This is a genomic window from Ferrimicrobium sp. (assembly GCF_027319265.1).
GTDB lineage: Bacteria > Actinomycetota > Acidimicrobiia > Acidimicrobiales > Acidimicrobiaceae > Ferrimicrobium.
In genome coordinates this window covers 17,315-42,614 of the sequence record NZ_DAHVNP010000059.1, presented here as the reverse complement: position 1 = coordinate 42,614, position 25,300 = coordinate 17,315, and the positions used below count along the sequence as shown (strand labels likewise).

Sequence of the window (25,300 nt, the reverse complement as noted above, 5' to 3'; positions counted from 1 at the left end):
CAAAGAGAGAGCGGTCGCAGTCGCGCATCGGAGGGACGAATCACCTCACGCCACGCCCGAACGCGCTAGGAACTGAGCGTAGGCCAACGTCATGAGCCGCATCCCACCGTGGATCTATCCCGCCACGCCCTTGGTCCCACCATGGCTGTTACGAAACGTTGCTCCCACCGACCCGTGACTCACGGTCACCACGCAAGCTCAGTCATGTCCCCGCGTCACTCGACACCGACCAAAAAGGGGTACAGGGGTTGATCGCCATGGAGTACCTCCACCGTCAGTTCGTGATAGATCTCCTCAACCTTCCTCACGATCGTAGTAGCACGGCCAGAGTCCACACCCTCCCCGATCAGTACGGTAACGATCTCAGATCCTTCGTGCACCAGCGACGCAATCAACGCTAACACGACCTGCTCAAGGTCGTCAGCTGCGGCGACAATTCCCTCCGCGCTGAGAGCAATGAAGCAGCCCACCGAGAAGGTCCCATGTTCGTACGTTCCAGCTCTCACCGCGGTCGTGACCTCTCCCCACGAGACTCGGCGCGCGGCTTGGGTCATACGTTCGAGATTGACGGCACTCTCCGACTCAGGATCAAAGGCCATCAATGCGGCAAAGCCCTCGAGCACATTCACGGTAGGGATGATCAAGACCTCTTTTTTATCGACCAACGAAACCACCGACTGGGCCGCCGCCTGAATGTTGGAGTTGTTAGGGAGTAGCAACACCGAGTGCGAATTTGCTGATTGCACCGCGTCTAAGAGCTCCTTGATGGACGGATTCCTACCTTGCCCTCCCATCACCACCGACTGAACGCCGAACGACTTAAAGAGTCTCGCCACGCCAGCGCCAGCCGCAACCGCAACCACAGCGGTGCGTTGGTCAAGTTGAGCAGCGGCCGGTGCGGCGAGACCCTCGCGTACCCACGTGAGCTCATCAACTTGGTGGACAAGGTCGGTGACGCTGATATCGGAGACCGTACCTGCCTGGATGCCTGCCTCGATCGCAGGGCCAATCTCGTTGGTGTGTACGTGGCACCGATAGATGCCCTCGGCGCCAACCACCACAATAGAGTCACCAATCCCTGACCAAACCGTCTTCATGGCCGTAACTCGCTGATCGCTAGACTCGAGCGAGAACATCACTTCAAAGCGCATCTCAGATTCTCCAGCACTGTCGAGTTCAACCGACGAGAGGTCAGGCAGAACGGGAGCGGTGAGATCGGCGGCGTGTTCAAGCCACGGATAGGTCCCAGCATCGGCAACCTCGACACCGAGCGCATCGGCGAACGCCTCAAGAACCACGATCAGTCCCGCGCCGCCAGAGTCAACAACCCCAGCGCGCTTGAGCACCTCCAGCTGTTCGGGTGTCTTGATCAACGCTTCTCGCATGCGCACCAGACTCTCACCTATCGGCTCAATAGGCGACGCTGCGCCGGCAGCGATGACGCTCAAGATGGTACCCTGCTTCGGATTCAAGACCGCACTGGTGGCCGCCTCAGAACCTTCAACGAGCGCTGCATGCCAGGCCTCCGCAAGGGGAAGGTCATCCGGCAACCTCCGCAGCATCGCCTGGAGAATCTGGGAGAGAATCACCCCGGAGTTTCCGCGAGCGCCAAGCAGGCTCGCCTTGGCAACCACTCGATACCAGTCGGCATCCAGTTGATCTCCTAATTCATCGAGGGCTTTGACACCAGCGGCCAACGTAGCGAGCATATTCGAACCGGTATCGCCGTCAGGAACGGGGAACACATTCAACCGGTCAACAGCGGCGTAATGCCGTTGTAAACCGACACGCGCCGCGCGCAAACCCTCTGCAACCTGATTGGAACGCCGAAACTGCCCTGACTCCACTCAGGGCATGATAGCCTAGAGGGTCGACTCTTGAGTCCAGTTGTTTAAAACCGTTTCCGAAGGGAGCCCCATCGTGGCAAGCGTGTGCGAAATTTGTGGCAAGAAGCCCGGCTTTGGAATGAGTCTGTCGCACTCTCACAAGCGTAACAAGCGTCGTTTCAATCCGAACATCCAACGCATCCGCGTGCTCGAGAACGGAACCTCTCGACGGAGGAACGTCTGCACCTCTTGCATCCGGACAAACAGATTGGTAAAGCCCTAACTCGACGATGGCTACAGGCAAGCGAGCCATTCTCTGGCAATCCTTCGGATCACCCGAAGCACCTGATGACATCTGGCCCTTCCTGGAGAACGTCACTCGTGGACGCGGCGTACCAGAGGATCGCCTGCGGATCGTTGCCCAACAGTACCTCGAGACCGGCGGTTCAAGTCCGCTCAATGCACTGAATCGTGAGTTGATAGAACGTCTGGGTGCAGCGCTCAGCGAACGCGCAGTGGATCTCCCCATCTATTTTGGAAACCGGAACTGGCATCCGTACCTCGCTGATACCATCGAACAGATGGCGCAAGCCGGTGTCGATGAAGCGCTCATCATTCCGACCTCGGCCTACAGCTCGTATTCGGGCTGCCGCCAGTATCGCGAGGATCTCGAGGGTTGTGAGGTCGCATTTCAAACCCACACCATCAAGCCCTTCTCGCAACACCCGCTCTTCCTTGCCGCGGAGACCTCAATCCTGGCTGATTACTTAGCCACTCACCCGTTGCCGGAGCCCGGCGTGACCAAGATTTTTGCGACCGCCCATTCGATCCCGACCGCAATGGCGCAGACATGTGATTACCAACAGCAGCTCACCAACGTCTGTCAGCATCTCGAATCCCTCCTCCCGGATGCGATCACCATCGAACTCGCCTATCAGAGTCGGTCCGGTAGCCCCCGGACCCCCTGGCTAGTCCCCGATATCGGAGATGCCATTGCTGATGCCTACACCAACAACCCAAAGCTTCGCCAGATCATCGTCATCCCCATTGGATTCATAAGCGATCACCAAGAGGTGCTCTATGACCTTGACATCCTCGCTCGTGATGGGGCAGCTCGCCACGGTCTCAGCTTTGATCGGCTACCGACCGTTGGCACCGCGCCAGCATTCATCGAGATGCTGACCCAGCTGGTGATGGCTTGGCTCGATGGAGGCGACCCTAACGACGAGATCCCCGGTGCCGAACTCCTGTGCCACCAAACCTGCTGCCTCCCTGGAGTCTGACTGATCGGGTTCCCCAGCGCACTCCCACCGGAACGCTGGCTCACCATGCCGAACCGCAAGGGTAGCGACTGGGAACAACACCTCCAAATGTCATGTGGTAATGGCACGTCCCGATAGGCAACATCAGTTGACCCGAACGATTATCTCCCTCTGATATGAACGGTGCTGTGCGCTCACCGGACACAAGTGGCCTGTTGCACAGACCGGCACGACACCTGCCGCCTCACACGCCAGCATCACTTGGCATTCGAGGCTTAGCGTGCGAGGCTTAGCATCGGCGCCGGTCCGCAAGCTCGCCTCCGCCAGCAGCCCAGCTGATACGCGCTAGCCTCCTACCCCTTCGACTGAGCCTGGACGGCTTGGTCGAACTCCTCGAGTTGGATGGCGAGCTCCTTGGGCAAGTGATCCCCAAAGCGGGCGTAGTGCTCCCGGATCAGCTCCACCTCCATCTCCAACTCCTCCGCGTTCATCGCGAAGAGCTGATCGTAGCCTTCTGGTCCAAGTTCCAACCCTTCGACATCGAGGTCTCCCTCCGAAGGGATCGTGCCCAATGGGCTATCGACACCATCAACTCGTCCCTCGAGACGATCGATGATCCAGGCTAGAACACGAACATTGTCTCCATAACCCGGCCAGACAAAGCCTCCGTCAGCATCACGACGGAACCAGTTCACCAAGTAGATTTTTGGCAACGCCTGCGCATCCGTCTCGGCCATGCTGAGCCAGTGCCCAAAGTAATCACCCATGTGATAACCACAGAATGGCAGCATGGCAAACGGATCACGCCGAACCCTACCGACGGCCCCTTCAGCTGCCGCCGTCGTCTCGGAGGCCATAATGGAACCCAAGAACACCCCGTGCTCCCAGGTACGCGCCTCAGTCACGAGTGGGACCAGGCTGGAGCGTCGCCCCCCAAAGAGCATCGCCGATATCGGCACCCCATCACGCTCGCTCGCGAGGTTGGGTGCTTCGTGGATCGAGACCGTGAAGCGCGCATTCGGGTGGGCAGCGGGACCCTCACCGGTATAGGGTTTGCCCTGCCAGTCGATCAACCCCTCAGGTGGCTCCTTGGTCATGCCCTCCCACCACACATCGCCGTCTGCGGTACGAGCGCAGTTGGTGAAGATGGTGTTCTTGGACACCGTCTCCATTGCAACCGGATTGGTCTTCACCGAGGTACCTGGAGCGACACCAAAGAAGCCCATCTCAGGGTTGATCGCCCAGAGTCGCCCGTCCTCGCCACGGCGCAGCCAGGCGATATCATCGCCCACCGTCTCGGCTCGCCAGCCAGGCCGTGTCGGAACGAGCATCGCAAGATTGGTCTTGCCACACGCACTGGGAAAGGCTCCGGTTACATAATAAACTTCGTCCCTCGGCGATGTCAGCTTGAGGATCAGCATGTGTTCGGCCAGCCACCCCTCATCGCGCGCTGCCACAGAGGCGATCCGCAGCGCGAGACACTTCTTCCCGAGCAGAGCGTTGCCACCATAGCCTGAGCCATAGGACCAAATCTCTCGGGTCTCTGGGAAATGGGCGATATAGGTGTCTTCGGGGTTGCACGGCCAGGCGACGTCGTCCCGCCCCGCCAGCGGATAACCAACCGAGTGCACCGCAGGGACAAATGCGCCAGCGGCATCGATCGCAGACAAGACCCGATCATCAACGGTGGCCATCGTCATCATCGAAAGAGCAACATAGGCAGAGTCGGTAATCTCAATCCCATAGAGCGTGAAGGGTGAACCCACCTCACCCATGGAGAATGGGATGATATACATCGTTCGTCCTCGCATCGCTCCTGCGTAGAGGGTGCGCATCATCTCCTTCATCTCACCAGGCTCACGCCAGTTGTTGGTCGGACCAGCGTCCTCTTCGCGCTCCGAGCAGATGAGGGTTCGGCTCTCAAGACGAGCCACATCTCGGGGATCGGAGCGAGCCAGATAACTCCCAGGTCGCAGCTGCGGGTTAAGCGGCTCAATGGTACCAAGCTCTACCAGTGTAGAGACGAGCATCTCTTTCGTCTCGGGATCTGCGTTCAACACTACGCTGCGTTCGGGTTGCATCAATGCGATCCAATCGTCGAGCCAGTTCACCACCTTTGGATTCGTAAACTCCATCAGTTCCTCACTCCTCCCTCGTTGTACCTGACCGAGCCATCCACACGGGCAAGGCAAACGATGCACCAACTTTATAGTGTGCTCAACACAGTAGATTGATTATGCCAAATTTATTGCGTCCAGAACAAGTTTTCATTCAATGATCGGAGTACGGTGACGGGTCAAGAGTGGGATGAACTCGCTCTCATCGCGGGTATCGCCCAACGAGCCAAATGGGATCCGACCAAGGAAGTTCTCGGCGATGATGCGGCCGTTATGCCGGTTCAGGGTACCTCGCTTACCCTTTGTGCCGATGCTTTGGTCCAAGGAATCCATTTCGATCTCGCCTATTGGACTCCGGCCCAGATCGGGGCCAAAGCAGTGACGGTCAATATCTCTGATCTTGCAGCGATGGCTGCCGCGCCACTCTGGATCCTCTCAACCATCGCGGCACCCAAAAACTTTGATGTCGAGGCACTCCTGCTCGGCATCGAGAGTCGGGCCCAAAGCTACGGAGCGCAACTCATCGGAGGCGACCTCACGCGGTCCGACAACGTGGTGGTCTCAGTCACCGCCATCGGGGCCCAACTTCTACCACCGCTGCGCCGTGGAGGCGCGCATGCAGGGGACACAATTTTTGTCACTGGACCCCTTGGCCTGGCATCGGTCGCTCTCTCACACCTCTCACAGGCCAGCCACCTAGATGATCGCACCCGGAGGGCACTCCTAGATCCTAGCGCACGCATCGAGGAGGGCTTTGCCGCTGCTCGAGCTGGGGCAAACGCCGCCATCGACATCTCTGATGGGTTGGCCCTCGATCTTCACCGACTTGCCAACGCCTCAGGTGTTGGCTTCCACTTGCACACGGTGCCAATCGCCCCAGGCGCAGGTATCGCCGATGCTCTTGGCGGAGGTGAGGACTTTGAGTTGCTCTTCACGGCACCTCAGCCCAATCTCGTCTATGGCGAGTTTGCCAAGGCGCGACTCACACGGCCACTTGCCATTGGCACCATCGTCCCCAATTCCGCGGATCGTACGCTCCACGACGCCCCACTGGATCCGATGGGCTATCGACACTGAGTGGATACAACGCATCCGTACTATCGGCTCTACCGGCAATACAACTGGCAGGCTAGGCTGGATCTCGCTACACTGGAGAGATCCTACACTCATGAGGAGGAAGACGATGGGACTATTCGACAAGGTCAAGGAGCAGGCACAAACGCTCAGCCAAACCGCTACCGAAGCTGCCCAAAAAGGTCAGGTGAAGCTCGATCAGCTCCAAGTGAAGCGTCAACTCGATGCGTTGTATCGCGAACTCGGCACCATCACCTATCGTGGTGCGAACGAAGAGATCACCCCAGAAGTGCAAAAATCTGAGACCGAACGTCTCGTCAGTGCCATTCATGCACAGGAGGACCAGATCAAGCCGACAGCTGGTGACTCTGCAACTGGTGACTCTGCAACTGGTGAAGACCAGACTGCACCGGAGGCCTAAGCTGTCCCCTCGTTCCTCGGACGACCAACATGAGTCACGGGGTCGGCAATAGTCGTAGCACCGGCAACAAAAGTTCCCCCTCCGCCACTTCGGCACATCGGAGTTGCGTCGCGGCGGAGGAGATAATCCTGTTGAGCGAACCGAGTTCGCCTTCGGTCCAATGAGGAGTCACATGACGGCCTATCGCCCCCCCTATCGACGCGCATTCACTATCCCCGTCGTCTTAGCAGTACTGTTCATCCTCGTTGGGCTCGTACTCGGGCAGACACTCGGCAGTCACGAACGGCTCGTCAATCAACGCAACGAATGTCGCGCTCAACAGGTAAGTGTCACCGAAACGACCGTCGTCCCGGCCACTAGCCAACATGCATCCTTTGCAATCCTTACCATCACTCCCCGAAGGGGTGTCGCATGTACGCTGGCGGGCTACCCAACGCTCGTGACACCTCGCTTGAGTGACATCGTCGTGACACATCTCGGGCCACAATTTGGTCTGACCCCGGTCACGCTCACGGCAACGTCGAGCGCCCCCGACCGGATCCTGATATCCCCGGCGACGACACCGTACGGACTTCGACTCCCCAATACCGATGGTCTCGTCATCGTCGACCATCATGCCAAGCCCACGATCACGCACTACTCGATGACCCCTATCTTCGCGAGCAAGGACACGACAACCATCCGTGCACTCGCCACCACGGACCTCAAGCCATCCCACTCGTAGGCGACGCTGGATCCATCGGTTTGTGATGCGTCGGCATCGAAGGTCGGTCAACCCAACGACTCCACCAGACACCGTCCAAGCCACCAGACACCGTCCAAGCCACCAGCGTTCTCTCTCGTCGCGAATCCGCTAACCGCTGAGCTCCTGGAACGGGCGCTCAGCTGCGGCAAATTCGTAGTCGAGATAGGGAATCCACTCGTCTCGAACGAGGCCGAGCAGTATGATGGCCGAGGTGCGGCCGCGCGGAACCTGAGGCGGTCGGTGCAGCACGAAGTTTGTCTCAGACAACAGGCGATCACGTTTCCGCGAGTTGCAGGACCGGCATGAAGCCACCACGTTATCCCACCGGTGTGGTCCACCACGGCTGCGGGGAATCACGTGGTCGACGTTCTCGGCTGGTGCCCCGCAATACTGACACCGATACTGGTCACGGGCGAAGATAGCTCGTTTCGTGGGTGCGACTCTTCGCAGATGGGGAACACGCACAAAGTAGCGAAGCCGGATCACCGACGGCTCGGGGATCACCATACGAGCCGAATGCAAAAGCGTGGAGGTCCCTAGCTCCACATCGGCCTTACCAACGACGACCAAGCCAATAGCCCGATGGGTCGAAACAACACAGAGAGCCTCGTAGCTCGCATTCAGAACGAGGACCCCTGCCATGGCGTTACCTGACCAGCCTCGTCCCATCACCACAACAGCGATACTCAAAAGCGTATCCTCGGAGGGCGGGGGTCTTAGGCTCGAAGGAGACATAGCAACCATCAACGCGACACCGACCTAGCTTGTGGGGGAAGACGTCCCCAACCAAGCGGCTATCGGCACTCGACCGCCTATCACGCATGGACTCTACTCTCCATAGCGCTAGTCTAACCGCCTCCAACTGGCACGCTCCCTTGCAGACCAACGAAGAAAACGCAGCACCTCGCCATAGTCCATGGATCCTTCGGGACCAGCGTAGGTCTCCATCCGAAACTTCAACCAGAGAAGCTGTCGTTTCACCGACCACGGCCGACCACGCGAACCTACCGTCAATGCCCAAAGCTGACGAAACGCCTCAAGAATCATCCCCGTGGCTCCCGCGGAAGACCGAGCAGACGCTCTCCGATGATTGAGCGCTGGATCTCAGAGGTCCCCGCATAGATCGTGCCTGCTCGCGCATGGAGAAAGACTTCATCCCATGATCGTGTGGAGTTCGGAGCACCCACATCATCCGTCCGAAACGCGGAGGAGCTTGGACGCCCTGTGGGCAGGAGGGCCTCACCACCCAGCGCATCGACCGCGAGCTCGGTCACAAGTTGATGGTATTCGGACCAAAAGAGCTTAAAGACAGAGGATTGCGCCCCTTGCTCCGTTCCGGCAAGGACATTTGAGAGCCACCCGTAACCCATGCTCCGAAGCGCGAAGAGTCGGGTCTGGCAAAGGACAAACCGATCTAGGAGATCCGCATCATCGAACGCACCACGAGCCGCGAGTAACTCGCCCAGACGATCAAGCTCGGATTGGAATCGAATCGGTAGGGTTGCTGCAGCCTCACCCCGTTCGAACCCCAGAAGGGTCATGGCGACGCCCCAGCCCTGATGAAGTCCGCCAACTACATGATCGAGCTTTGCGCGCGACCCAGTGAAGAACACCTCGTTGAACTCAGACTTACCGGAGATCATCCGGATCGGGCGGACCTCGACTCCGTTGGCTTGGTGCCCTACCGAGTTTGGAAGATCCCCCGTTCCCCCATCGTCCTCGATCGGTACCAGCACAAAGGAGATACCGCGGTGTTTTGGTGCCTCGGGGTCGGTTCGAGCCAAGACAAACATCCAGTTAGCCAAGTGCGCCTCGGAGGTCCAGATCTTTTGACCATCAAGGATGACCTCATCTCCATCCACACGCCCACGCAGGGTAAGTGCGGCCAGATCTGACCCAGCGTTGGGTTCCGAATACCCCTGCGCAAAACGGTAACTGCCATCGATAATCCGAGGTAGAAAGTGCCTCCGTTGCTCCTCGGAACCATGAACGAGCAGCGTATTGCCCAACATCTGGATACCAAAGTGGTCGTTAGGCCCCCCAGTCGGAACCCCAACGGCGGCGCTCTCCTGAGCGATCACAATCTCGCTCTCCACCGTCAGTCCACGACCACCGTACTCTTTTGGCCACGATACGGCGAGAAAGCCTCCCTCGTACAGGCGGAGCCTCCACCACCTCACAAAGTCGGACACTGATGCAATGGCGAGTGCGCCAACACCAGCGAAACCGGCGGGGAGTTCCTCGGCGAGGAAGGAGCGAAACTGAAGACGAAACTCCTCCGCAACCTCAGAGAGGGAGAGATCCACCGCTACGCACCCGGAATCGCCAACTCATACCACAGCGGTCCTCGGTCGCGATGGTGAAGCAGCAATCTATTGATCCTCACCCCGAAGCTTCTTGCCCATCGATTTGAACCCACCCTGTTTGAATTGGCGCGACGAGAGATCTTGAAGCGAGGCTCTGCCAACCCTTCGAAGGTTGCGCTCGAAGTAGACCGCTGACCCCAACATCACAAGAAAGCCAACGGCACCAAGGATAACGGATATCGTGAACGTAAGGATGGTAAAGGCAAGGCCGACGACAAAACCAAGCGTTGCCCATTTAAGGTTTCTGCCCGAGTGCTTGTAGACCGTCTCCGAGCGAACCCGATCAGCGAACTCCGGGTCGTTCTCGTAGAAGGTCTTCTCAATCTCCTGGAGAATCCGCTGCTCGTCCTCATTTAGCGGCATGACTCCTCCTCTCCTAACATCCAACCTTCGTACGAAGTAGCGCTTATTATTGTAGTCGTTTGGACTCTCACGAACTCTAAAACCATCATCGCTTCACGAGAATTCCATTATCTGTCCGTCCATCATCTTGCCGATCCTTCAGGAAACTCCATCGACCAGTACTCCCTCACGTCGGAGCACATCCACCTCTCCGGTGGATAGCTCTCCGTAAGGGTCATACAGACCGAGGAGATCTCCAGTAGCGCGGAGCTCAAGCAGCACCGCCCCTTTAGGTACTTCGTTGTCGAAGTCCTCGCGGGATGCGATGCCATACATCCCCTCGCCAACGAGCAATACTCGCGACGCCCCCTCGTCGAGGACACCGGCGATATCAGCAGCGAGACGAGGCCGAAGATCCATGCGCACCCATACCTCGCGTCCTTGCGCCGACAAGACCCGTGCCACAAGGGCAGCGAGCTGACTCCGCTCATGATGACCCGGGCCCCGGATTTCGAGCATTCAAGCACCTCCCCGGACCATGCGAAATAGCTCCGCCTCCCCAGAGAAGCCGGCTTGCCGCGCCGCCTGCCGCGCCCGCTCCGCCACCACACGATCAAGCGCGTCCTGATATCTCGCCAACTGCGCTCGATGCGCCCTCATGGCTGCAACCTTCTTCTCCACCAGTCCATCGATCGAGACCGATGTGTTGGGCTCCAGCGACGCCGCCAGGAGCACCTCAAGCTCCTCGACCGGATCCCCCGCCTCAGGAAAGTAAGCGCGCTGACGAGCCGCCGGAAACACCGCATCGAGTACCGCCCAACCGAGTTGCCGATGATCACGATGGTTGTAGTAGAGATCCCCAAAAAAGACGGCAGTCGGATCTCCGGTGAGTACTACTTCCGGGCGGAAACTTCTGATGAGCGTCACCAATCGGCGGCGCAGCTCCAACGAGTTCTCAAGCTCTCCGTCCAAATAGGCAAGTTGAATGACATCGTTAACCCCGAGTAGTCTTCCTGCTTCGAGCAGTTCGCGCGTGCGTTCCTCAGAGAGTCGACCTGGATCACCGCCATCACCGCCTTTGTCTCCTTGGGTCGCTACCGCGAGGATAACGTGACAACGCTCAGCGGCCCATCGAGCAAGGGTGCCGCCACAGGCGATCTCTGCATCATCAGGATGGGCAAAGATAGCCAACGCCGTGTGGGGAATTTTTGTATAGGTGTGCATCGCGGATCTAGCGGCTACAGGCTCGCAACGATGCGACTCGCGGCGAGTTCAATCGCGCGATCGTCGAGATCGCGATGGGTGACAAGGCGTAGTTCGCCAGCGGGTAGAACGTTACAGAGGACGCCTTGGTCGGCCAAGCGCTGTTGGCTCTCCGTCGGATCCTTGACCTTCACAAGTACGATATTGGTAGCCACGGATTGAACATCGGCAGTCGTGGCTGGCAATTGAGTGCTGATCAACGAGGCTAGACGCTGGGCGCGTCGATGGTCCTCCGCGAGGCGGGTCATATGATGGTCTAGCGCGTAGAGGCCACCGGCCGCCATGATACCCGCTTGACGAAGACGTCCGCCGAGTCGTGCACGCTCCACTCGAGCACGGCTGATGAACTCAGTCGAACCGGACAGAACCGAGCCCATCGGAGCTGCCAACCCCTTTGACAGACAGGTACTCACCGCAACGGATCCCTGACAGAGAAGCGCTGGCGCGACATCGAGAGCAACCGCTGCATTCCACAGACGTGCTCCATCGATATACACAGGGGTGCCGTCAGCGGCTGCAAGGAGCGTCACGAGCGCATCGCGATCGATCGGCCTTCCACCACTTGGCATATGGGTGTTCTCGATGGCGATGAGACGAATCGGATTGTGCAGCCGACGATACTGGCGTACCAGATCAGCGACCTGTGATGGGTCAGGATAACCCAATCCATCGTCCACCGTAAGCAACTGAATACTCGCATTCTTGGCCGAGGCCCCCGCCTCAAACTGTAAGAGGTGTGCACGAGCTGCTACGATGACTGGATCACCCGGTTGGGCCAGCGTGCGCAGTGCGACCTGGTTGCCCATGGTACCGGAGGCGACAAAGAGGCCAGCTTCAAAGCCAGTCAGCTCAGCGACCCGACGCTCCAGTGCTGCAACGCTTGGATCCTCCCCATAGCCGTCATCACCCACCTCAGCCTCCATCATGAACGCTCGCATCGCCGTCGAAGGCTTGGTAACGGTATCAGAGCGGAGGTCGATCACTTCCATCTCTCTCACTTTAGGGCCTCCGGTCCCGACCAAGGTGACCTACACACTAACTTGGAGGGGTGAACCACGAACTCTTGCCCACTGCCCTCGATGCCCTTGCCAAGGCTCGCGCCTCCCTGCCGCAGCAATCTCGTCAGGTCATTGATACCAAATCCTCTGACACCGATCCCGTCACCGCGGCCGATCGAGCCCTCGAACGAGCCATCCGCGACACCATTGCCGAGCAACGGCCCAACGATACCTTTATCGGCGAGGAGTACGGCGCCACCGATCATGCGGCTGGCACCACTCGTTGGATTGTCGACCCAATCGATGGGACCGTCAACTACAGCTACTCGATCCCCTCCTATGCGATCTCCATCGCGGCGGAGATCAATGGCCGGGTTGAGGTTGGATTAGTCTTTGACGTCGGTCACAACGAACTCTTTCAAGCCGTCCGGGGCCAGGGAGCCACCTGCAACGGCGTACCCCTGCAGGCGAGCCAGGAGACTGAATTGGCCAGGGCGCTCTGTGGCACCGGCTTTGGCTACAGTGCCACCACTCGTAAACTCCAGGCGCAGGTCCTCCACGAAGTCATCGACGAGATACGCGACATTCGGCGCTTTGGAGCGGCAGCCATCGACATCTGTTGGACTGGTGCGGGTAGAGTCGATGGGTACTTCGAGACAGGGCTGAAGGTTTGGGACTATGCAGCTGCATCCCTCGTCGCTACGGAGGCAGGAGCCAGATTCGCAACCGATCTGCCGGGGATTGGCGATGATGGGCTTACCGTCGCCGCAGGATCGGGCCTTTTTGACGCTCTTAGCGACCGCATCGTCGGGCTCTACCAAGGGCTAGCGCGTTAAGGCCACCACGGGTCAACGGCCTAGCCTCGAACGAGTAGGCCAGGCGAGTTAGCTACTCCCTCTCAGCCCTCTTCGCGAAAAGGGATCCAACCGATCCTTCGTTGCCGACACCACCATGTCAGCTCTGCCTCACCAATGCGACGCCAACACGGCCGGCGTACAGGTTTCCACCATACCGGTGGGTAGCAGTGAGAAGTAAGCGTGCCGCGTGCGCCGATCGAACGCGTGAGCACCCTCAGATCACTTTTGTACGTCGACCTCAAAGTGCTTCTTTAGGTTGGTCAACGTGTTGACCATGGCGGTGAGGTTACGGCTGGGAACGCCAGTCAGTTCATAGACCAAGCGCAAAGGAGCCTTACCCCACTCAAAGGACTCTGTCACCTTGGTAGTACCATCGCCAAGATCCTGTAGCTGGTACCGCCAGATATGTCGCCCCGAATGGCGCCAAGCAATCTCCGAGTTCTCTGCGAAGGTCACGACCGTATTCGTGATGGTGTAGGGCACAAACATATGCATCTTCATACGAAACTTCGCGCCGGGGTAGAGCCGCTCCGGCCCAACGAGGGCTTGGCGGACTGTATCTGACCCATCGACCGCGACATGATTCTCCGGCCGAGCGAGATAGTCAAAAATCTCCTCTGCCGGAGCGTGAATCGTTATTTCCGTACTTTTGACCCGATTCACTCGCGTCCTCCTTCATCCTCTTTCTTACGCAACGTAAAACTCCGATCATCAATTTCCAAAACCTCGCGTCGAAAATCATCCACCCCATCGAAGTTCTTATACACGCTGGCAAAGCGGAGATAGCCGACCTCGTCTAACGTACGCAGTTGCTCCAGTATCCGCAGACCAATCTCCGTCGAGGTGACCTCGGTAAGGGATCGAAGTTGTTCCTCAAGGTCGAAGACGATCCGGTCAACCTCCGCTGGGGCCACCGGTCGATTCTTCAATGCGGCCAGCATACCGCGAACAATCTTCTCGCGATCGAACTCCTCGTGTTCGCCAGTACGTTTGATCACCATGGTCTTCGCACCGGCGTAGCGCTCAAAGGTAGTAAATCGCCTCGAACAGCTACCACATTCACGGCGGCGACGAATCGCCTCACCATCTTCCACCACACGAGACTCGATGACTCGCGTGTCATCCGCATTGCAATAGGGGCATCGCACCTAATTTGGTTTCCTTTACTGGGGCTACGATGCCTAGCATAACCGCCAACGCGATAGTACGGCTGGTGGTAAACATCTGTACGAGAACCTCTGCTATACTAGTGGCAACGAAAGGGGTCTCGCCGTGCCAAGAACCAACAACGATGTGAGAACCGAAATCGTAAGTTTCCTGAAAGAGACCCTCGACCAGCGTGGCTACCCACCCTCGATTCGAGAGATCGGCGTTCATGTTGGACTCTCCTCTCCTGCCTCCGTGCAGCACCATCTTCGGCGACTTGAATCCGATGGGTTGATCCATCGCGACCCTACACGCTCGCGGGCGATCTCGCTTGCCAACGAACCACCGCGAGCTATCGAGCTGCCGCTGCTGGCTGATGTTGGCGCTGGTTACTCGGTGGTCGCAGAGGCAACCACCACCGAGACGCTTGCGGTCCCAGCATCGATGATCGGGAGCGGTGATCACTTTGCCCTGCGAGTCCGCGGTGATTCCATGGTCGACGTCGGGATCTTTGACGGTGATTACGCCATCGTGCATCAGCAAGCCGATGCTCACGACGGTGAGATCGTGATCGCGACAATCGACGATCAATTCGGAACGATCAAGGTGTTACGAAAGGTGGGCAATCGCGTGTTGCTAGAGGCTCGCAATCGGCGGGACCCAAACCTACAGCTCCCAACAGAGATCACCAACCGAGGGCGAGTCCAAGGAAAGGTGATCGCCATCTGGCGCACTCTCTAGTTCCAAGGGTAGTTCAGCACCTGAGTGGTATCGCTAGCAACCAGACCATACCGATGGACGACCTTACCGATGTACACAACGTCGGCCTTGCCTGACCCCAGCCTGATGAGCCGGGCCCGATTGCTTCAGCCTGATTGATTCAGCCTGATTGATTCAGCCTGCTTGGCTCAAGATCCACTCAGAGAGCGTCTCGAGCGTCGTCGCTAACGCCGACTTGACCAATCGTTCATGTCCACTGTGCGCCAGGAGCGGTTCCCCTGGTCCATAGTTCACCGAAGGAAGGCCCAGGGAGGCGAGAAAACTCACATCTGTCCAACCAAGTTTCGCTTTGGGCTGGCCTGCAGCATCGATCAGTCCCTCAAAGCCACTCGATACGGGCCTGGCTCCGGCCGCGCCATCCTCAAGAACGACGATATCGTTCTCACCGAGCACTGGTTTGAACCAAGCAAGAAGTCGTGCCTGGGCCTCGGCAGTGGTGAGATCCGGCGCAAAACGGTAGTTGATCCATAACTTTGCCTCGTCTGGCACCACGTTGTTGGCGACAAAACTCTCGACACGTACTGGCGATAATGACTCTTGGAAGCTCACCCGCCCAAGGACAGGACTCCGTCGTTCAAACTCCGATGCCCGCTCCAGAACCACCCCCAGGCGATCGATCGCGTTCTGACCCATCCATGGTCGAGAGGTGTGTGCGCGCGCACCCATCAGCTCAAAACGCATTCTCAGAGTCCCTTGGCACCCGAGTTCCACGACCCCATCGGTGGGTTCCAGCAAGACCGCTAGATCGTGGTCAGCCACCATCGCCTCCCAGGAGGGACTAAGGGAATGCAGACCATTCCGGTCGAAGGCAACCTCCTCGCAAGGGTAAAAGACCAAGGTCAGCGCGCTGGCATACTCCCGATCGGCAAGGGCTAGCATCACCGCCAAACCACCCTTCATGTCGCAGGAACCCAGACCGTAGAACGCCTCATCGTCCTCATCAATATGTGGATCGCCAGGGACGGTATCGAGGTGCCCACAGAGAAGGATTCTCGCACCGACCTTCCCGTCGCGTTGAGCGATGATCGTGTCGCCAACCCGATCCACTCGCCAGTTCGCCTTACTGCTCAGTTGCGCTACCACGTAATCGGCGATAGCCTTCTCCTCCCCCGAGACCGAGGGGATTGCCAGCAGCTCTCGAGCGTACGTGACCAGGAGGTCACTCACAGACCCGCACCGTGATCTCGCAGAATCGCGTTGAGTTCCGTCTTCTCGTGCCGCCGCCCCGGGTCAAGCCGAGAGATGATCAGAATGCAGCTCATGCCGAAGGTGGCCCCCACACTCTCACGCAGTCTCGTCCCTGTCACCGCGACCGACCATGCAGGAATCACTCCTCGTTCAAGCTCCTGACCGGTAGCAAGATCAAAAATCGGGATCGTAGGGGTTACAATTGTCCCAGCGCCAATCACGGCGCCATCCCCCACGCGCGCACCCTCCACCACCATGGCACGAGAGCCCACAAAGGCATCGTCACCGACAATGACCGGTACCGCCTGAGGGGGTTCAAGCACGCCACCGATTCCGACCCCCCCTGATAGGTGGACACGTTCGCCGATCTGCGCACAGGAGCCGACAGTAGCCCACGTGTCTACCATCGTCTCAGCTCCAACCCAAGCCCCGATATTAACATAGCTCGGCATGAGGGTAACTCCTGGGCCGAGGTAGGATCCAAAACGCGCCGAAGCCCCAGGGACGACACGTACACCGGCCTTGGCGTAATCGCGTTTCAGTGGCAGTCGATCCACAAATTCAAAAGGACCAACCGTATGCGTCGATAGTCCACGGAGGCGGAAGGAGAGCAGAATCGCCTTCTTCAGCCACTCGTGAACGATGACCGTCCCAGTGGACTCATCGAACTCTGCGACACGTAACCTGCCCTGGTCGAGTTCGGTAAGTACCTCAAACACCTGTCGCCTTGCATGCACGTCATCGGGTGACAACGAGTTGCGTCGCTCATAGAGAGCCTCGATCTCGGCAGAAACAACCATACCGGTCTAACCTACCCGGGTCACCCAAGCCGCGACGCTAATGTCTCCATCTGTTTGGTAGATATCGTCATGGAGACGCGTAGAAAACGAGCATCACCATAGTCGGCACCTGGCGCCGTGACCAATCCAAACTTTCTGGCCAGCATTACACCGAGCGTTGCGCCGTCTTGATTGAACTCCTCGGGCGCGCGCACCCAGAGATAGATCCCGCCATCGGGAAGCCGCACCGGAACACCAAGCAGGTTCTCTAGCCAGCCGGAGACCAAACGCAGCCGTTCAGCGTACCGACGACGCTGTTCAACGACATGCTCTCGATCTCCCAGGACTCCAGCAGCGACCGCCTGCACCGGACCTGGAGGCATGAGTCCAAGTTCGCGTCTCGCGAGGGCGATCTCTTGGACGAGATCGCCATCACCAGCGTACATACCGATGCGAAGCCCAGCAAGATTTGAGCGTTTGGACAACGAATAGAGCGCAAGGTGCCCCGAAACACCGAATCCAAGCAACGACTCAGGTTCGCGAGTCCAACCGAAGTCGTGATAGCACTCATCGGAGGCAATGATCACGCCATGTCGATCTCCAAAGTGTGCCACCGGGGCAAGACTCTCGATCATCCCGGTCGGATTGTTTGGTGAATTGACCCAGAACAGCAACGCCCGTCTTGCGACCTCCTCCGGAATCGCATCGAGATCCAGCGTCCCGTCTGTCTTCGCCGGAACACGGTAGGTCTCGAGTCCTGCCCACTTGGCACCTACTGCATAACTCGGATAGGCGATCGGTGGGATCAGCACGACATCACGATCTGGGCGCCCCCTGGCCAGGAGCAGTGGCAGGGAGGAGATAAATTCCTTCGATCCGATCGTAGCGCCCACTTGATGGGCGTCGAGATCCACACCGACTTCACTGGTCAGCCAGCCTAAGACTGCCTCTTTGAAGGCGGTCGACCCATCAGATCGCGGATAGTGTCGCTCGGTTCCTGAAGAAGCGAGCAGACGCGGAACGACCGCCGGCGGAGGATCGACGGGTGAACCAACGGCAGCATCGACCACCTCAAGCCCACTCTCATAGGCAATCTCCCGTAGCATCGCGACCGTAGAAATTCCAGTTGTTGCAAACTCCTTCACAGCCCCACCTTAACCGTCACCACGCACCAATGTCTCTCGACGATCTCTGAGAACCTCACTATCGGCCTTCCGAATCGTTGGCAACCTCTTCCTGAATGCCGTCAATGGCACTATCACTGGCGCCACCATCGGCACCATCAATATGACGGCGCAGGAGTGCACGCGCCGCATCGTCGGCTCGCACCTTCAGCTCGACATAACCATCGAGACTCTCCTCCGAAAGCACCTCAGCCTCTCGATGGATCTCCGCCAGAATGTCACCCCGATCAAAGGGGACACGAAAGATCTCGATCCGGTTCAACGCCCGCAAGCGGTCTCCAATCACCCCGAGCAGTTCGGAAATGCCCTCTCCAGACGCCACCGAGATGGGGAATCCCGCTGGCAGATCACTCGTGGCATACCCAAGGTCGATCTTGTTCAACACCACCAGTTCGGGCACCTGGTTCGCTCCGATCTCGGCCAATGTCGCCCGCACCTCACGCATCTGGTCCAGTGCGTGCGCACTTGATGCATCAACGACATGGACTAGAAGGTCAGCCTCTGCCACCGCATCGAGGGTTGATCGGAAGGCTTCGATTAACTGATGCGGGAGCTTGCGAATGAATCCAACGGTGTCGGCGAGGAGGATCGTCTCTCCCCCTGGAAGCTTCAAACGTCTGGTCCGAGGGTCGAGCGTAGCAAAGAGACGATCCTCGACCACGACATCGGCACCGGTGAGCGCGTTGAGTAGGGATGACTTACCTACGTTGGTGTAACCAACCAACGCCACCTGTAAGTTGCGACCGTACAGACGTGACTTACGCTGCAGCCGCCGCTGTCGCTCAAGCGCTGCTAACTCACGACGCAGCTGGCCGATGCGCTCTTGAATGCGTCGACGATCCTCCTCGAGCTTTGTCTCACCAGGGCCCCGTGTACCAATGCGCCCAACCTGCTGAGAGAGGTTCGTTCGTCGACCCACCAATCGAGGTAATCGGTAGCGCAATAACGCGAGCTCAACCTGCGCCTTACCCTCTTGACTCCTCGCATTTTGAGCGAACACATCGAGAATTACGGCGGTACGGTCGATGGCTGTCCGGCCTAAAACCTTCTCAAGGTTGCGCTGCTGTCCAGGGGTCAGCTCATCGTCAAAGACCACTGTATCGACGTCGAAGCTCTCAGAAAGCGCCGCTAACTCGTCAACCTTACCTTTACCGATATAGGTTGCCGGATCGGGACGTTCGCGAACCTGTATCTCTCGATGCACCACCAGTGCACCGGCGGTATCGACCAGACTGGCCAGCTCGTCGAGCTGGTCGTTGACCATCTGCCGCTCACGGCCACTCGCCGCTACCCCAACAAGTAGTATGCGTTCCTGAAAGCTCCGTTCAATGAGGGTCATGAGGAGAACAACCACCGAGCCGGGGTGATATCAGCGATCAGCAGTGACGGGCCCCGCAGCCATACCTCCGGTGCTGCTTGAACGACACCAGATGACTCGCCACGATCGACAGCTCCACTCAATCGCGTCGGCGCACCATGCTCGTCGCCGTTATCGGCGGCAAGTCCGTTCGTCGATGGCGCCCCAAAGTGGACGGAAAGCTCACCTCCCGGGTTCTCAACGACCGCCCGCTCTCGAATCCATCCAAGAGAGCGAGCTACCCAGGCGGCGGCCACCGAACCAGTTCCACATGCCATCGTCGGTCCGACACCGCGTTCAAAAACCCTCATCACGCAGCCGTCCTCACTGCGCACAATCCACTCCACGTTGATACCATCGGTTGCAAGAGCGAGCCCCTGCTGCTTAGCTCCTTCGGCAGCGATATCGAGACCCTCGAGCTCGGCGAGCCCACCCATCACGATCACCCGATGAGGGTTCCCAACATCGACGAGAAAGCTCCCGTCAGGCTCAATAGTCATCTCCACCACACCCATGGTCGTCTCACCAATCCATGCCCAGTTACCCTGCTCGACAAGACGATAGTAGCGAAGCCCTGCATCGGTCATGATCGAGAGTGAGGGTCCCAATCCATGCCGTTCCACAAGATAATGACCGAGACAGCGTAGGCCATTCCCACTCATCTCAGCGCGCGATCCATCTTGGTTATAGAGGTGCATCCGTGGCTGAGCCCCTTGAGCTACCTCAACGAGGATCAGTCCGTCAGCGCCCACCCCATGGCTCCGATCGAGCAACGCCGAGATCATGACACCATCAGGCAGCTGGCTCGGCATCTCCCCAATCAGAAAATCATTGCCTGCTCCCGTATATTTCACTACTTGCAACTCGTCATCTCTCCTCTCGATAATCTGTGGCCGGAACACCCCTCGGAGTGTTTCCCCCTCCCCAATGCTGTGATCCTGAGCGAGCGCCGACTCCACTCGCTGCATATCGCGGCCATTGTAGGGCGCTCCTGCGGCGGGAGTGACAAACGCTGGATCGATCTCCCCCAGATCGTTCTCGATCCAATTCTCTTTGGCTGGGCTCTCTGCGAAAGGCCCGGCGGCCCTGCGAGGACCATGGATTGTGTCTGGGCTCCAATGTCCGCTCACTATCTGGTCGAGAAGCCGATCAGCCTGGTGTAATCCTTCGTCGATACTCGACACCCACACGATCCGAGGATCTCGTCGCAGCCAACTCAACTGACGCTTGACGAGGCGGCGGGTTCGTCGCGCGATGCGTTCAATCGCCTCATCAAGGGAGGATTTGCCTGCGAGGTAGTCGCTGAGCTCTGTGACACCGATCGCGGCACGCGCTGTTCGTGATGGGTCCATGGTGAGCACCCGTGCTATCTCATCAACCCATCCGCGGGCGATCTGGTGTTCGATGCGCAGCGAGATTCGGCGGGTAAGCACCTCTGGTTCGAGCGCGAGTCCAATCTGCGGGTATCGTTGAGGACCGTCGACACCCAACCGGTCACCGGCTACCGACTCAGTCGCACCGCTGGCGAGCGCTACCTCGAGCGCGCGCAGAAGACGCCGACGGTTACGGGGGTCGATCAACTCCCCCGCCCGTGGGTCGAGTTGAGTGAGAAGATGATAAGCAGATTGATCGTCAGCGTCGTCACACAGACGAGTCTCCAACCAATGCCGCAGGCCAGGTGCCCCTTTGGGCGGGACGAAACCATTCACTACCGCACGGATCCAGAGTGCCGTTCCTCCCACAAAAAGTGGCCGTTGTCCCCCTTCGCTGAGTCGACACAGCTCACGATCAAGGTCCTGAAGGAACTGACCGAGGGAGTACTCCTCATCAACAGGCACATGCGCTACACATCGATAGTCGAGTTCAGCAATGGCCGTCGGTTCTGGCATCGCTGTGGTGATGGGTAGCGCCTTATAGACCGTCAGCGCATCAACAGCGACCGGCACAAGATCACGCCGTCTATGGGCAAGCACATGGGCAAACTCGGTCTTGCCCGACGCCGTCGGTCCTACGATCGCTACACCCGTTAACTTTCGCGTTCGTCCTCCCTCACCAGCCCAATCGATCATGCACCTACCCTGTCCAGCCTAGCCACTAGGATGGAGGCAACGACGAAGACCCGATCCCGTAGCTCAATCCGTGCGTCCCATCCGCTGTGGCGGTGCATTGACACCAAGGTGCGTTGATACCAAGGTACATCGACACCAAGGGGAGAGACTATTGAGATCGCTGGCCCTGGAAGGAACCTATGCAACTCAAGCCCGGAACAAGTTGGGAAGAACTCTACGCGCAGGCAGCTGCGATCGCCCCACAAGCCTTTACGAAATCAGGAGTAGCAAACTATTGGGGTGGTCAATGGCGGGAAGAGGGCGAGGTTCACCCCGCCACTTCCCCCATCGACCAGACACGCATTCACGGCCCCCTTCTCCTTGAGACCCATCAGGCGGCAGCTGCCCTCGATAGCTGCGTCGCCGAGCACTTCCAGTGGATCAAGGTTCCACTAGCCGAGCGCAAGGCCCGGACAGAACGCGCCATCGCCAAGATCGTGCAACATCGCGAGCTCCTCGCACTCCTCCTCACCTGGGAGATCGGCAAACCCTATCGTCAGGCACTGGTCTCGGTCGATCGGACTACCTCGGGCGTCGAATGGTATCTCGCTGAGATCGACCGCATGCTTGACGGACGCGGCCCACTACCTGGCCCGGTATCCAACATCGCCTCATGGAACTACCCTTTGTCAGTACTCGCACACGCCCTCTATGTCCAGATGCTCTCTGGCAACGCCGTCATCGCGAAGGCACCAACCGATGGTGGCGTCGTAGCACTCACGCTTGCCATGTCCTTCGCCATCGAGGAGGGTCTGCCTGTTACCCTCGTCAGTGGCCTCGGGGGTAAGCTCTCTTCCGTGCTGGTACGCTCGCCCGAGATCGGTGCACTCGCCTTCGTCGGTGGGCGAGATACTGGTGGCAAGATCGCCTCCGACTTGGTTCGTACCGACAAGCGCCACATGCTTGAGCAGGAAGGACTCAACGCCTGGGGAATCTGGAACTTCTCCCAGTGGGATCTACTCGCCCCAATGATCAAAAAGGGCTTTGAGTACGCCAAACAACGATGCACCGCCTATCCTCGCTACGTCATCCAACGACAGCTCTTTGACGACTTCCTCGCCATGTATATCCCCGTCGTCTCCTCACTGACCGTCGGCCACCCACTCGCGGTCGCCGATCCCAGCGACCCGATCCCCGATGTGGACTTTGGACCCGTGATCAACGCTGCCAAGGCGGCCGACCTGCGGACCAACATCGCTGATGCGATCGACCGTGGAGGCGTGCCCATCTATCGCGGCAAGCTTGATCCAGGGCGCTTCATCGAAGGTCAAGACTTGAGTGCCTACGTGGCCCCCGTCGCTATTCTTGACCCTCCACGCTCGTCACCTCTCTACCATGCCGAGCCATTTGGACCAGTCGATACCTTGGTCATCGTCGATACGACCGCTGAACTCCTCGCCAAGATGAACGTCTCCAACGGCGCTCTCGTCTCCTCGATTGCCAGCGACGACCTTGAACTGGCGGGAACTCTTGCCACAGAGGTCAATGCCTTCAAGGTGGGTATCAATCAGCCCAAGTCTCGAGGGGATAAAGCGGAGCCCTTTGGAGGACGAGGAGCCTCGTGGAAGGGTGCCTTCGTCGGAGGTGAATATCTGGTGCAGGCCGTCACCGAGGGGCCACCGGAGTCCCGGCTCTATGGCAACTTCCCGGAGTATCAACGGTATCCTGACCTGACGTGATCCGGCTAGCGAGCCTCCGCCTGTACCCCGTTACTCTCGATCTGGTGGCGCCCTTTCGGTCAGCCGAAGGTATCCAACAAGCGAAGCGCACCTACCTGCTTGAACTGCTCTCCGATGAGGGAACAAGCGGTTGGTCTGAGATCAGTGCGCAAAATGATCCGAGTTACTGGCCAGAGACGGTCACTACCTGCCTTGAGATCATCGAACACCATTTGGCTCCTCTCCTGGCTCGCAACTTCTCCTCGCACGTTGAGATCGCCACCAGGATGGCAACGGTCAAGGGCAATCAGATGGCTCGGGCAAGTGTCGAGATGGCCTTCTTTGACCTCTGGGCCCAGCATGAGGGGGTGAGCCTCTCCGAGCTCCTCGGCATTCCGACCAGCCGCACTCACGTCCCCGCCGGCGTCACACTATCGCTCAGCACCGACATCGAGGCTCTCGTTGGAGAACTCACCGATCTCCGGCGGCAAGGGTATCGCTTCTTCAAAGCCAAAGTCGCACCCGATGCCGATTCGGCCATTCTGGAACTAGCGAGCACCTCCTTCCCGATGGAACATTTAGTTCTCGATGCCAACGAGAGCTATGCGGGCGCCAGTGGAACCCAACTCGACCGCATTGACGCCACCGGCGCCGCGCTCATCGAGCAACCCCTCTTAGAGCGGGACTTTGTCGGTCATGTGGAGCTCGCCAAACGACTGACCACCCCTATCGGTCTTGATGAAACGATCAGCGGTGTCGACGACATCATCACCGCGCTACGGCTGGGGATGGCGCCTACGATCAATCTCAAACCGAGCCGTGTGGGTGGATACGTGGAGTCACTCAAGATCATTGACCGCTGTCAACACGAGGGGTTGCACCTCAGAATCGGTGGTATGCTCGAGACCGGCATCGGTCGGGCCCACAATCTCGCCCTCGCCTCCCACCCTGCCTTCGACCGCGTTGGCGACCTCGCCGCTAGCGATCACTATTTTGCGCGTGACATCACCGAGCCCTTTGTTCTCTCTGACGATGGGAGCATCGAGTGCCCGAGGGGGCTTGGTCTTGGAAGAACGCCCGATCCCAACTGGCTCCTGGATACACCCTTCTTAGAGCTACACATCAACTAGACGGGCGTAAGATCTCGCGGCTCTGCCGGCACTGGCTCGTCTCGGACGCGGGCTCCACACAACGGACTCGCTCGCCTTGAAGCGTTGACTGAACCGGCTGGATCAATAGCGGCTGGATCAAAATTGAGCAGTGCGAGGTGGCCCAACGGGCTCCTCGCCAACTTGCCCGTCCTGGCCCATTGCACGCGGCGGAATCACCCCGTTGATCAAACGCGCCAGCTCAAGGTCGCGGTCGGTGATCGCACCGACGTCGTGGCTGAAGAGTTCAACCACGAGACTTCGAAACTCCACGATAAGCGTTGGATGATGATCACGCCAGATCGCCAACAACGAGATCGCCAAGCTTGCAACGACGACTTTCCAGTAGTCATCGAGTTCAATGCGACGAACGAGCTTTGCTCCTTCAACGCTCCAACCTCTAGGAACTTGCTCCACGCTAGCGAGGCTAGTCGATTCCACGCAAAACAAAAGTGCACCTGCCACGGCATCCAAGTGCGTACTCCCCCATCCCGCATCGTTCAGGCTCACTGGGTTGTTGGATGAACGTGCCACGATCGCAACGAACAAGTATCACCAGAGGGCTGTGTATGCGATATTGTGGACGCGATATTGTTGATGCGACACGATGCCATCCCTCCCGCCTCAACAGCTCCACCGGGACGCATGGCCCGGCGATACGACGAGCAGGCGCAAGTCAGG

26 protein-coding genes are annotated in these 25,300 nt (G+C 58.6%); 9 read left to right on the top strand and 17 right to left on the bottom strand.

What is annotated here, in order from left to right:
- Positions 1-215: 215 nt before the first annotated feature.
- Positions 216-1,847, bottom strand: a complete 1,632-nt coding sequence (locus M7439_RS08735) for a DAK2 domain-containing protein (protein WP_298341496.1) — start codon at positions 1,845-1,847, stop codon at positions 216-218.
- Positions 1,848-1,920: 73 nt separating this feature from the next.
- Here M7439_RS08735 and rpmB point away from each other — a divergent pair, with 73 nt between their 5' ends.
- Entirely contained in the window at positions 1,921-2,109 is a 189-nt protein-coding gene (gene rpmB / locus M7439_RS08730) for a 50S ribosomal protein L28 (RefSeq protein ID WP_308464465.1), read from the top strand.
- 7 nt (positions 2,110-2,116) lie between these two features.
- A complete protein-coding gene (gene hemH / locus M7439_RS08725) occupies positions 2,117-3,109 on the top strand; it encodes a ferrochelatase (protein WP_298341493.1) in 993 nt (330 codons plus the stop codon).
- A gap of 332 nt (positions 3,110-3,441) precedes the next feature.
- Here hemH and M7439_RS08720 read toward each other — a convergent pair whose 3' ends face one another.
- On the bottom strand, positions 3,442-5,289 hold the full coding sequence (locus M7439_RS08720) for a phosphoenolpyruvate carboxykinase (GTP) (protein ID WP_298341490.1): 1,848 nt from the start codon (positions 5,287-5,289) through the stop codon (positions 3,442-3,444).
- An 87-nt stretch (positions 5,290-5,376) separates the two neighbouring features.
- Between M7439_RS08720 and thiL the strand changes: the two genes are divergently transcribed.
- The 3 genes from thiL (at position 5,377) to M7439_RS08705 (ending at position 7,424) form a co-directional block, all read left to right on the top strand.
- Entirely contained in the window at positions 5,377-6,282 is a 906-nt protein-coding gene (gene thiL, locus M7439_RS08715) for a thiamine-phosphate kinase (RefSeq protein ID WP_298341487.1), read from the top strand.
- A 106-nt stretch (positions 6,283-6,388) separates the two neighbouring features.
- The gene (locus M7439_RS08710) at positions 6,389-6,700 is read left to right on the top strand and encodes a hypothetical protein (RefSeq protein WP_298341484.1); all 312 of its coding nucleotides are present in this window, start codon (positions 6,389-6,391) and stop codon (positions 6,698-6,700) included.
- Between the two features lie 172 nt (positions 6,701-6,872).
- Complete coding sequence (locus M7439_RS08705) at positions 6,873-7,424, top strand: hypothetical protein (RefSeq protein ID WP_298341481.1); 552 nt, start codon at positions 6,873-6,875, stop codon at positions 7,422-7,424.
- A gap of 129 nt (positions 7,425-7,553) precedes the next feature.
- Here M7439_RS08705 and M7439_RS08700 read toward each other — a convergent pair whose 3' ends face one another.
- From M7439_RS08700 to M7439_RS08670, 7 genes are all read right to left on the bottom strand, one after another.
- On the bottom strand, positions 7,554-8,087 hold the full coding sequence (locus tag M7439_RS08700) for an HNH endonuclease (protein ID WP_366525277.1): 534 nt from the start codon (positions 8,085-8,087) through the stop codon (positions 7,554-7,556).
- 201 nt (positions 8,088-8,288) lie between these two features.
- Positions 8,289-8,492 (bottom strand): hypothetical protein, encoded by a 204-nt coding sequence (locus tag M7439_RS08695; protein WP_298341478.1) that lies wholly within the window; start codon positions 8,490-8,492, stop codon positions 8,289-8,291.
- The gene (locus tag M7439_RS08690; RefSeq protein WP_298341475.1) at positions 8,489-9,751 is read right to left on the bottom strand and encodes an acyl-CoA dehydrogenase family protein; all 1,263 of its coding nucleotides are present in this window, start codon (positions 9,749-9,751) and stop codon (positions 8,489-8,491) included. The genes M7439_RS08695 and M7439_RS08690 overlap by 4 nt, the downstream gene beginning before the upstream one ends.
- A gap of 66 nt (positions 9,752-9,817) precedes the next feature.
- On the bottom strand, positions 9,818-10,174 hold the full coding sequence (locus tag M7439_RS08685) for a DUF3040 domain-containing protein (protein ID WP_298341472.1): 357 nt from the start codon (positions 10,172-10,174) through the stop codon (positions 9,818-9,820).
- A gap of 138 nt (positions 10,175-10,312) precedes the next feature.
- Complete coding sequence (locus M7439_RS08680) at positions 10,313-10,672, bottom strand: hypothetical protein (protein ID WP_298341469.1); 360 nt, start codon at positions 10,670-10,672, stop codon at positions 10,313-10,315.
- Complete coding sequence (locus tag M7439_RS08675; RefSeq protein ID WP_298341466.1) at positions 10,673-11,377, bottom strand: PIG-L deacetylase family protein; 705 nt, start codon at positions 11,375-11,377, stop codon at positions 10,673-10,675.
- Between the two features lie 14 nt (positions 11,378-11,391).
- Positions 11,392-12,405, bottom strand: a complete 1,014-nt coding sequence (locus M7439_RS08670; protein ID WP_298341461.1) for a low specificity L-threonine aldolase — start codon at positions 12,403-12,405, stop codon at positions 11,392-11,394.
- 59 nt (positions 12,406-12,464) lie between these two features.
- On the opposite strand from M7439_RS08670, the gene M7439_RS08665 reads away from it, so the two are divergent.
- Entirely contained in the window at positions 12,465-13,250 is a 786-nt protein-coding gene (locus tag M7439_RS08665; protein ID WP_298341458.1) for an inositol monophosphatase family protein, read from the top strand.
- A 240-nt stretch (positions 13,251-13,490) separates the two neighbouring features.
- Here the strand turns inward: M7439_RS08665 and M7439_RS08660 are convergent, their stop codons facing one another.
- Entirely contained in the window at positions 13,491-13,934 is a 444-nt protein-coding gene (locus tag M7439_RS08660; RefSeq protein ID WP_298341455.1) for an SRPBCC family protein, read from the bottom strand.
- A complete protein-coding gene (nrdR, locus tag M7439_RS08655; RefSeq protein WP_298341452.1) occupies positions 13,931-14,419 on the bottom strand; it encodes a transcriptional regulator NrdR in 489 nt (162 codons plus the stop codon). The genes M7439_RS08660 and nrdR overlap by 4 nt, the downstream gene beginning before the upstream one ends.
- A 145-nt stretch (positions 14,420-14,564) precedes the next feature.
- Here nrdR and lexA point away from each other — a divergent pair, with 145 nt between their 5' ends.
- A complete protein-coding gene (lexA, locus tag M7439_RS08650; RefSeq protein ID WP_298341447.1) occupies positions 14,565-15,158 on the top strand; it encodes a transcriptional repressor LexA in 594 nt (197 codons plus the stop codon).
- Positions 15,159-15,311: 153 nt separating this feature from the next.
- Here lexA and dapE read toward each other — a convergent pair whose 3' ends face one another.
- Genes dapE through miaA form a run of 5 tightly spaced genes read right to left on the bottom strand, consistent with a single transcriptional unit; the run spans position 15,312 to position 21,774 of the window.
- Positions 15,312-16,364 (bottom strand): succinyl-diaminopimelate desuccinylase, encoded by a 1,053-nt coding sequence (dapE, locus tag M7439_RS08645; RefSeq protein ID WP_298341444.1) that lies wholly within the window; start codon positions 16,362-16,364, stop codon positions 15,312-15,314.
- Entirely contained in the window at positions 16,361-17,185 is an 825-nt protein-coding gene (locus M7439_RS08640) for a 2,3,4,5-tetrahydropyridine-2,6-dicarboxylate N-succinyltransferase (protein ID WP_298341441.1), read from the bottom strand. The genes dapE and M7439_RS08640 overlap by 4 nt, the downstream gene beginning before the upstream one ends.
- A 20-nt stretch (positions 17,186-17,205) precedes the next feature.
- The gene (locus tag M7439_RS08635) at positions 17,206-18,309 is read right to left on the bottom strand and encodes an aminotransferase class I/II-fold pyridoxal phosphate-dependent enzyme (protein ID WP_298341439.1); all 1,104 of its coding nucleotides are present in this window, start codon (positions 18,307-18,309) and stop codon (positions 17,206-17,208) included.
- Positions 18,310-18,367: 58 nt separating this feature from the next.
- Complete coding sequence (gene hflX, locus M7439_RS08630; RefSeq protein WP_298341434.1) at positions 18,368-19,687, bottom strand: GTPase HflX; 1,320 nt, start codon at positions 19,685-19,687, stop codon at positions 18,368-18,370.
- Positions 19,684-21,774, bottom strand: coding sequence for a tRNA (adenosine(37)-N6)-dimethylallyltransferase MiaA (gene miaA, locus M7439_RS08625; protein ID WP_298341431.1), 2,091 nt, complete (start codon positions 21,772-21,774; stop codon positions 19,684-19,686). The genes hflX and miaA overlap by 4 nt, the downstream gene beginning before the upstream one ends.
- 179 nt (positions 21,775-21,953) lie before the next feature.
- On the opposite strand from miaA, the gene M7439_RS08620 reads away from it, so the two are divergent.
- Both M7439_RS08620 and menC read left to right on the top strand, forming a co-directional pair.
- Positions 21,954-23,492 carry an aldehyde dehydrogenase family protein gene (locus tag M7439_RS08620; protein ID WP_298341428.1) on the top strand — a complete coding sequence of 513 codons (1,539 nt, stop codon included), beginning with the start codon at positions 21,954-21,956 and terminating at the stop codon, positions 23,490-23,492.
- Positions 23,489-24,601 carry an o-succinylbenzoate synthase gene (menC, locus tag M7439_RS08615; protein ID WP_298341424.1) on the top strand — a complete coding sequence of 371 codons (1,113 nt, stop codon included), beginning with the start codon at positions 23,489-23,491 and terminating at the stop codon, positions 24,599-24,601. The genes M7439_RS08620 and menC overlap by 4 nt, the downstream gene beginning before the upstream one ends.
- A 117-nt stretch (positions 24,602-24,718) precedes the next feature.
- Here menC and M7439_RS08610 read toward each other — a convergent pair whose 3' ends face one another.
- Complete coding sequence (locus tag M7439_RS08610) at positions 24,719-25,153, bottom strand: 4a-hydroxytetrahydrobiopterin dehydratase (RefSeq protein ID WP_298341421.1); 435 nt, start codon at positions 25,151-25,153, stop codon at positions 24,719-24,721.
- Positions 25,154-25,300: the final 147 nt, after the last annotated feature.

Bases quoted from the DNA above. Each gene is read 5' to 3' on its own strand.
- hflX (WP_298341434.1), bottom strand. From the start codon at position 19,687: ATGACCCTCATTGAACGGAGCTTTCAGGAACGCATACTACTTGTTGGG.
- M7439_RS08710 (WP_298341484.1), top strand. From the start codon at position 6,389: ATGGGACTATTCGACAAGGTCAAGGAGCAGGCACAAACGCTCAGCCAA.
- M7439_RS08685 (WP_298341472.1), bottom strand. From the start codon at position 10,174: ATGCCGCTAAATGAGGACGAGCAGCGGATTCTCCAGGAGATTGAGAAG.
- M7439_RS08620 (WP_298341428.1), top strand. From the start codon at position 21,954: ATGCAACTCAAGCCCGGAACAAGTTGGGAAGAACTCTACGCGCAGGCA.
- M7439_RS08670 (WP_298341461.1), bottom strand. From the start codon at position 12,405: ATGGAAGTGATCGACCTCCGCTCTGATACCGTTACCAAGCCTTCGACG.
- M7439_RS08705 (WP_298341481.1), top strand. From the start codon at position 6,873: ATGACGGCCTATCGCCCCCCCTATCGACGCGCATTCACTATCCCCGTC.
- miaA (WP_298341431.1), bottom strand. From the start codon at position 21,774: ATGATCGATTGGGCTGGTGAGGGAGGACGAACGCGAAAGTTAACGGGT.
- M7439_RS08680 (WP_298341469.1), bottom strand. From the start codon at position 10,672: ATGCTCGAAATCCGGGGCCCGGGTCATCATGAGCGGAGTCAGCTCGCT.
- M7439_RS08695 (WP_298341478.1), bottom strand. From the start codon at position 8,492: ATGATTCTTGAGGCGTTTCGTCAGCTTTGGGCATTGACGGTAGGTTCG.
- M7439_RS08675 (WP_298341466.1), bottom strand. From the start codon at position 11,377: ATGCACACCTATACAAAAATTCCCCACACGGCGTTGGCTATCTTTGCC.
- hemH (WP_298341493.1), top strand. From the start codon at position 2,117: ATGGCTACAGGCAAGCGAGCCATTCTCTGGCAATCCTTCGGATCACCC.
- M7439_RS08640 (WP_298341441.1), bottom strand. From the start codon at position 17,185: ATGGTTGTTTCTGCCGAGATCGAGGCTCTCTATGAGCGACGCAACTCG.
- M7439_RS08700 (WP_366525277.1), bottom strand. From the start codon at position 8,087: ATGGCAGGGGTCCTCGTTCTGAATGCGAGCTACGAGGCTCTCTGTGTT.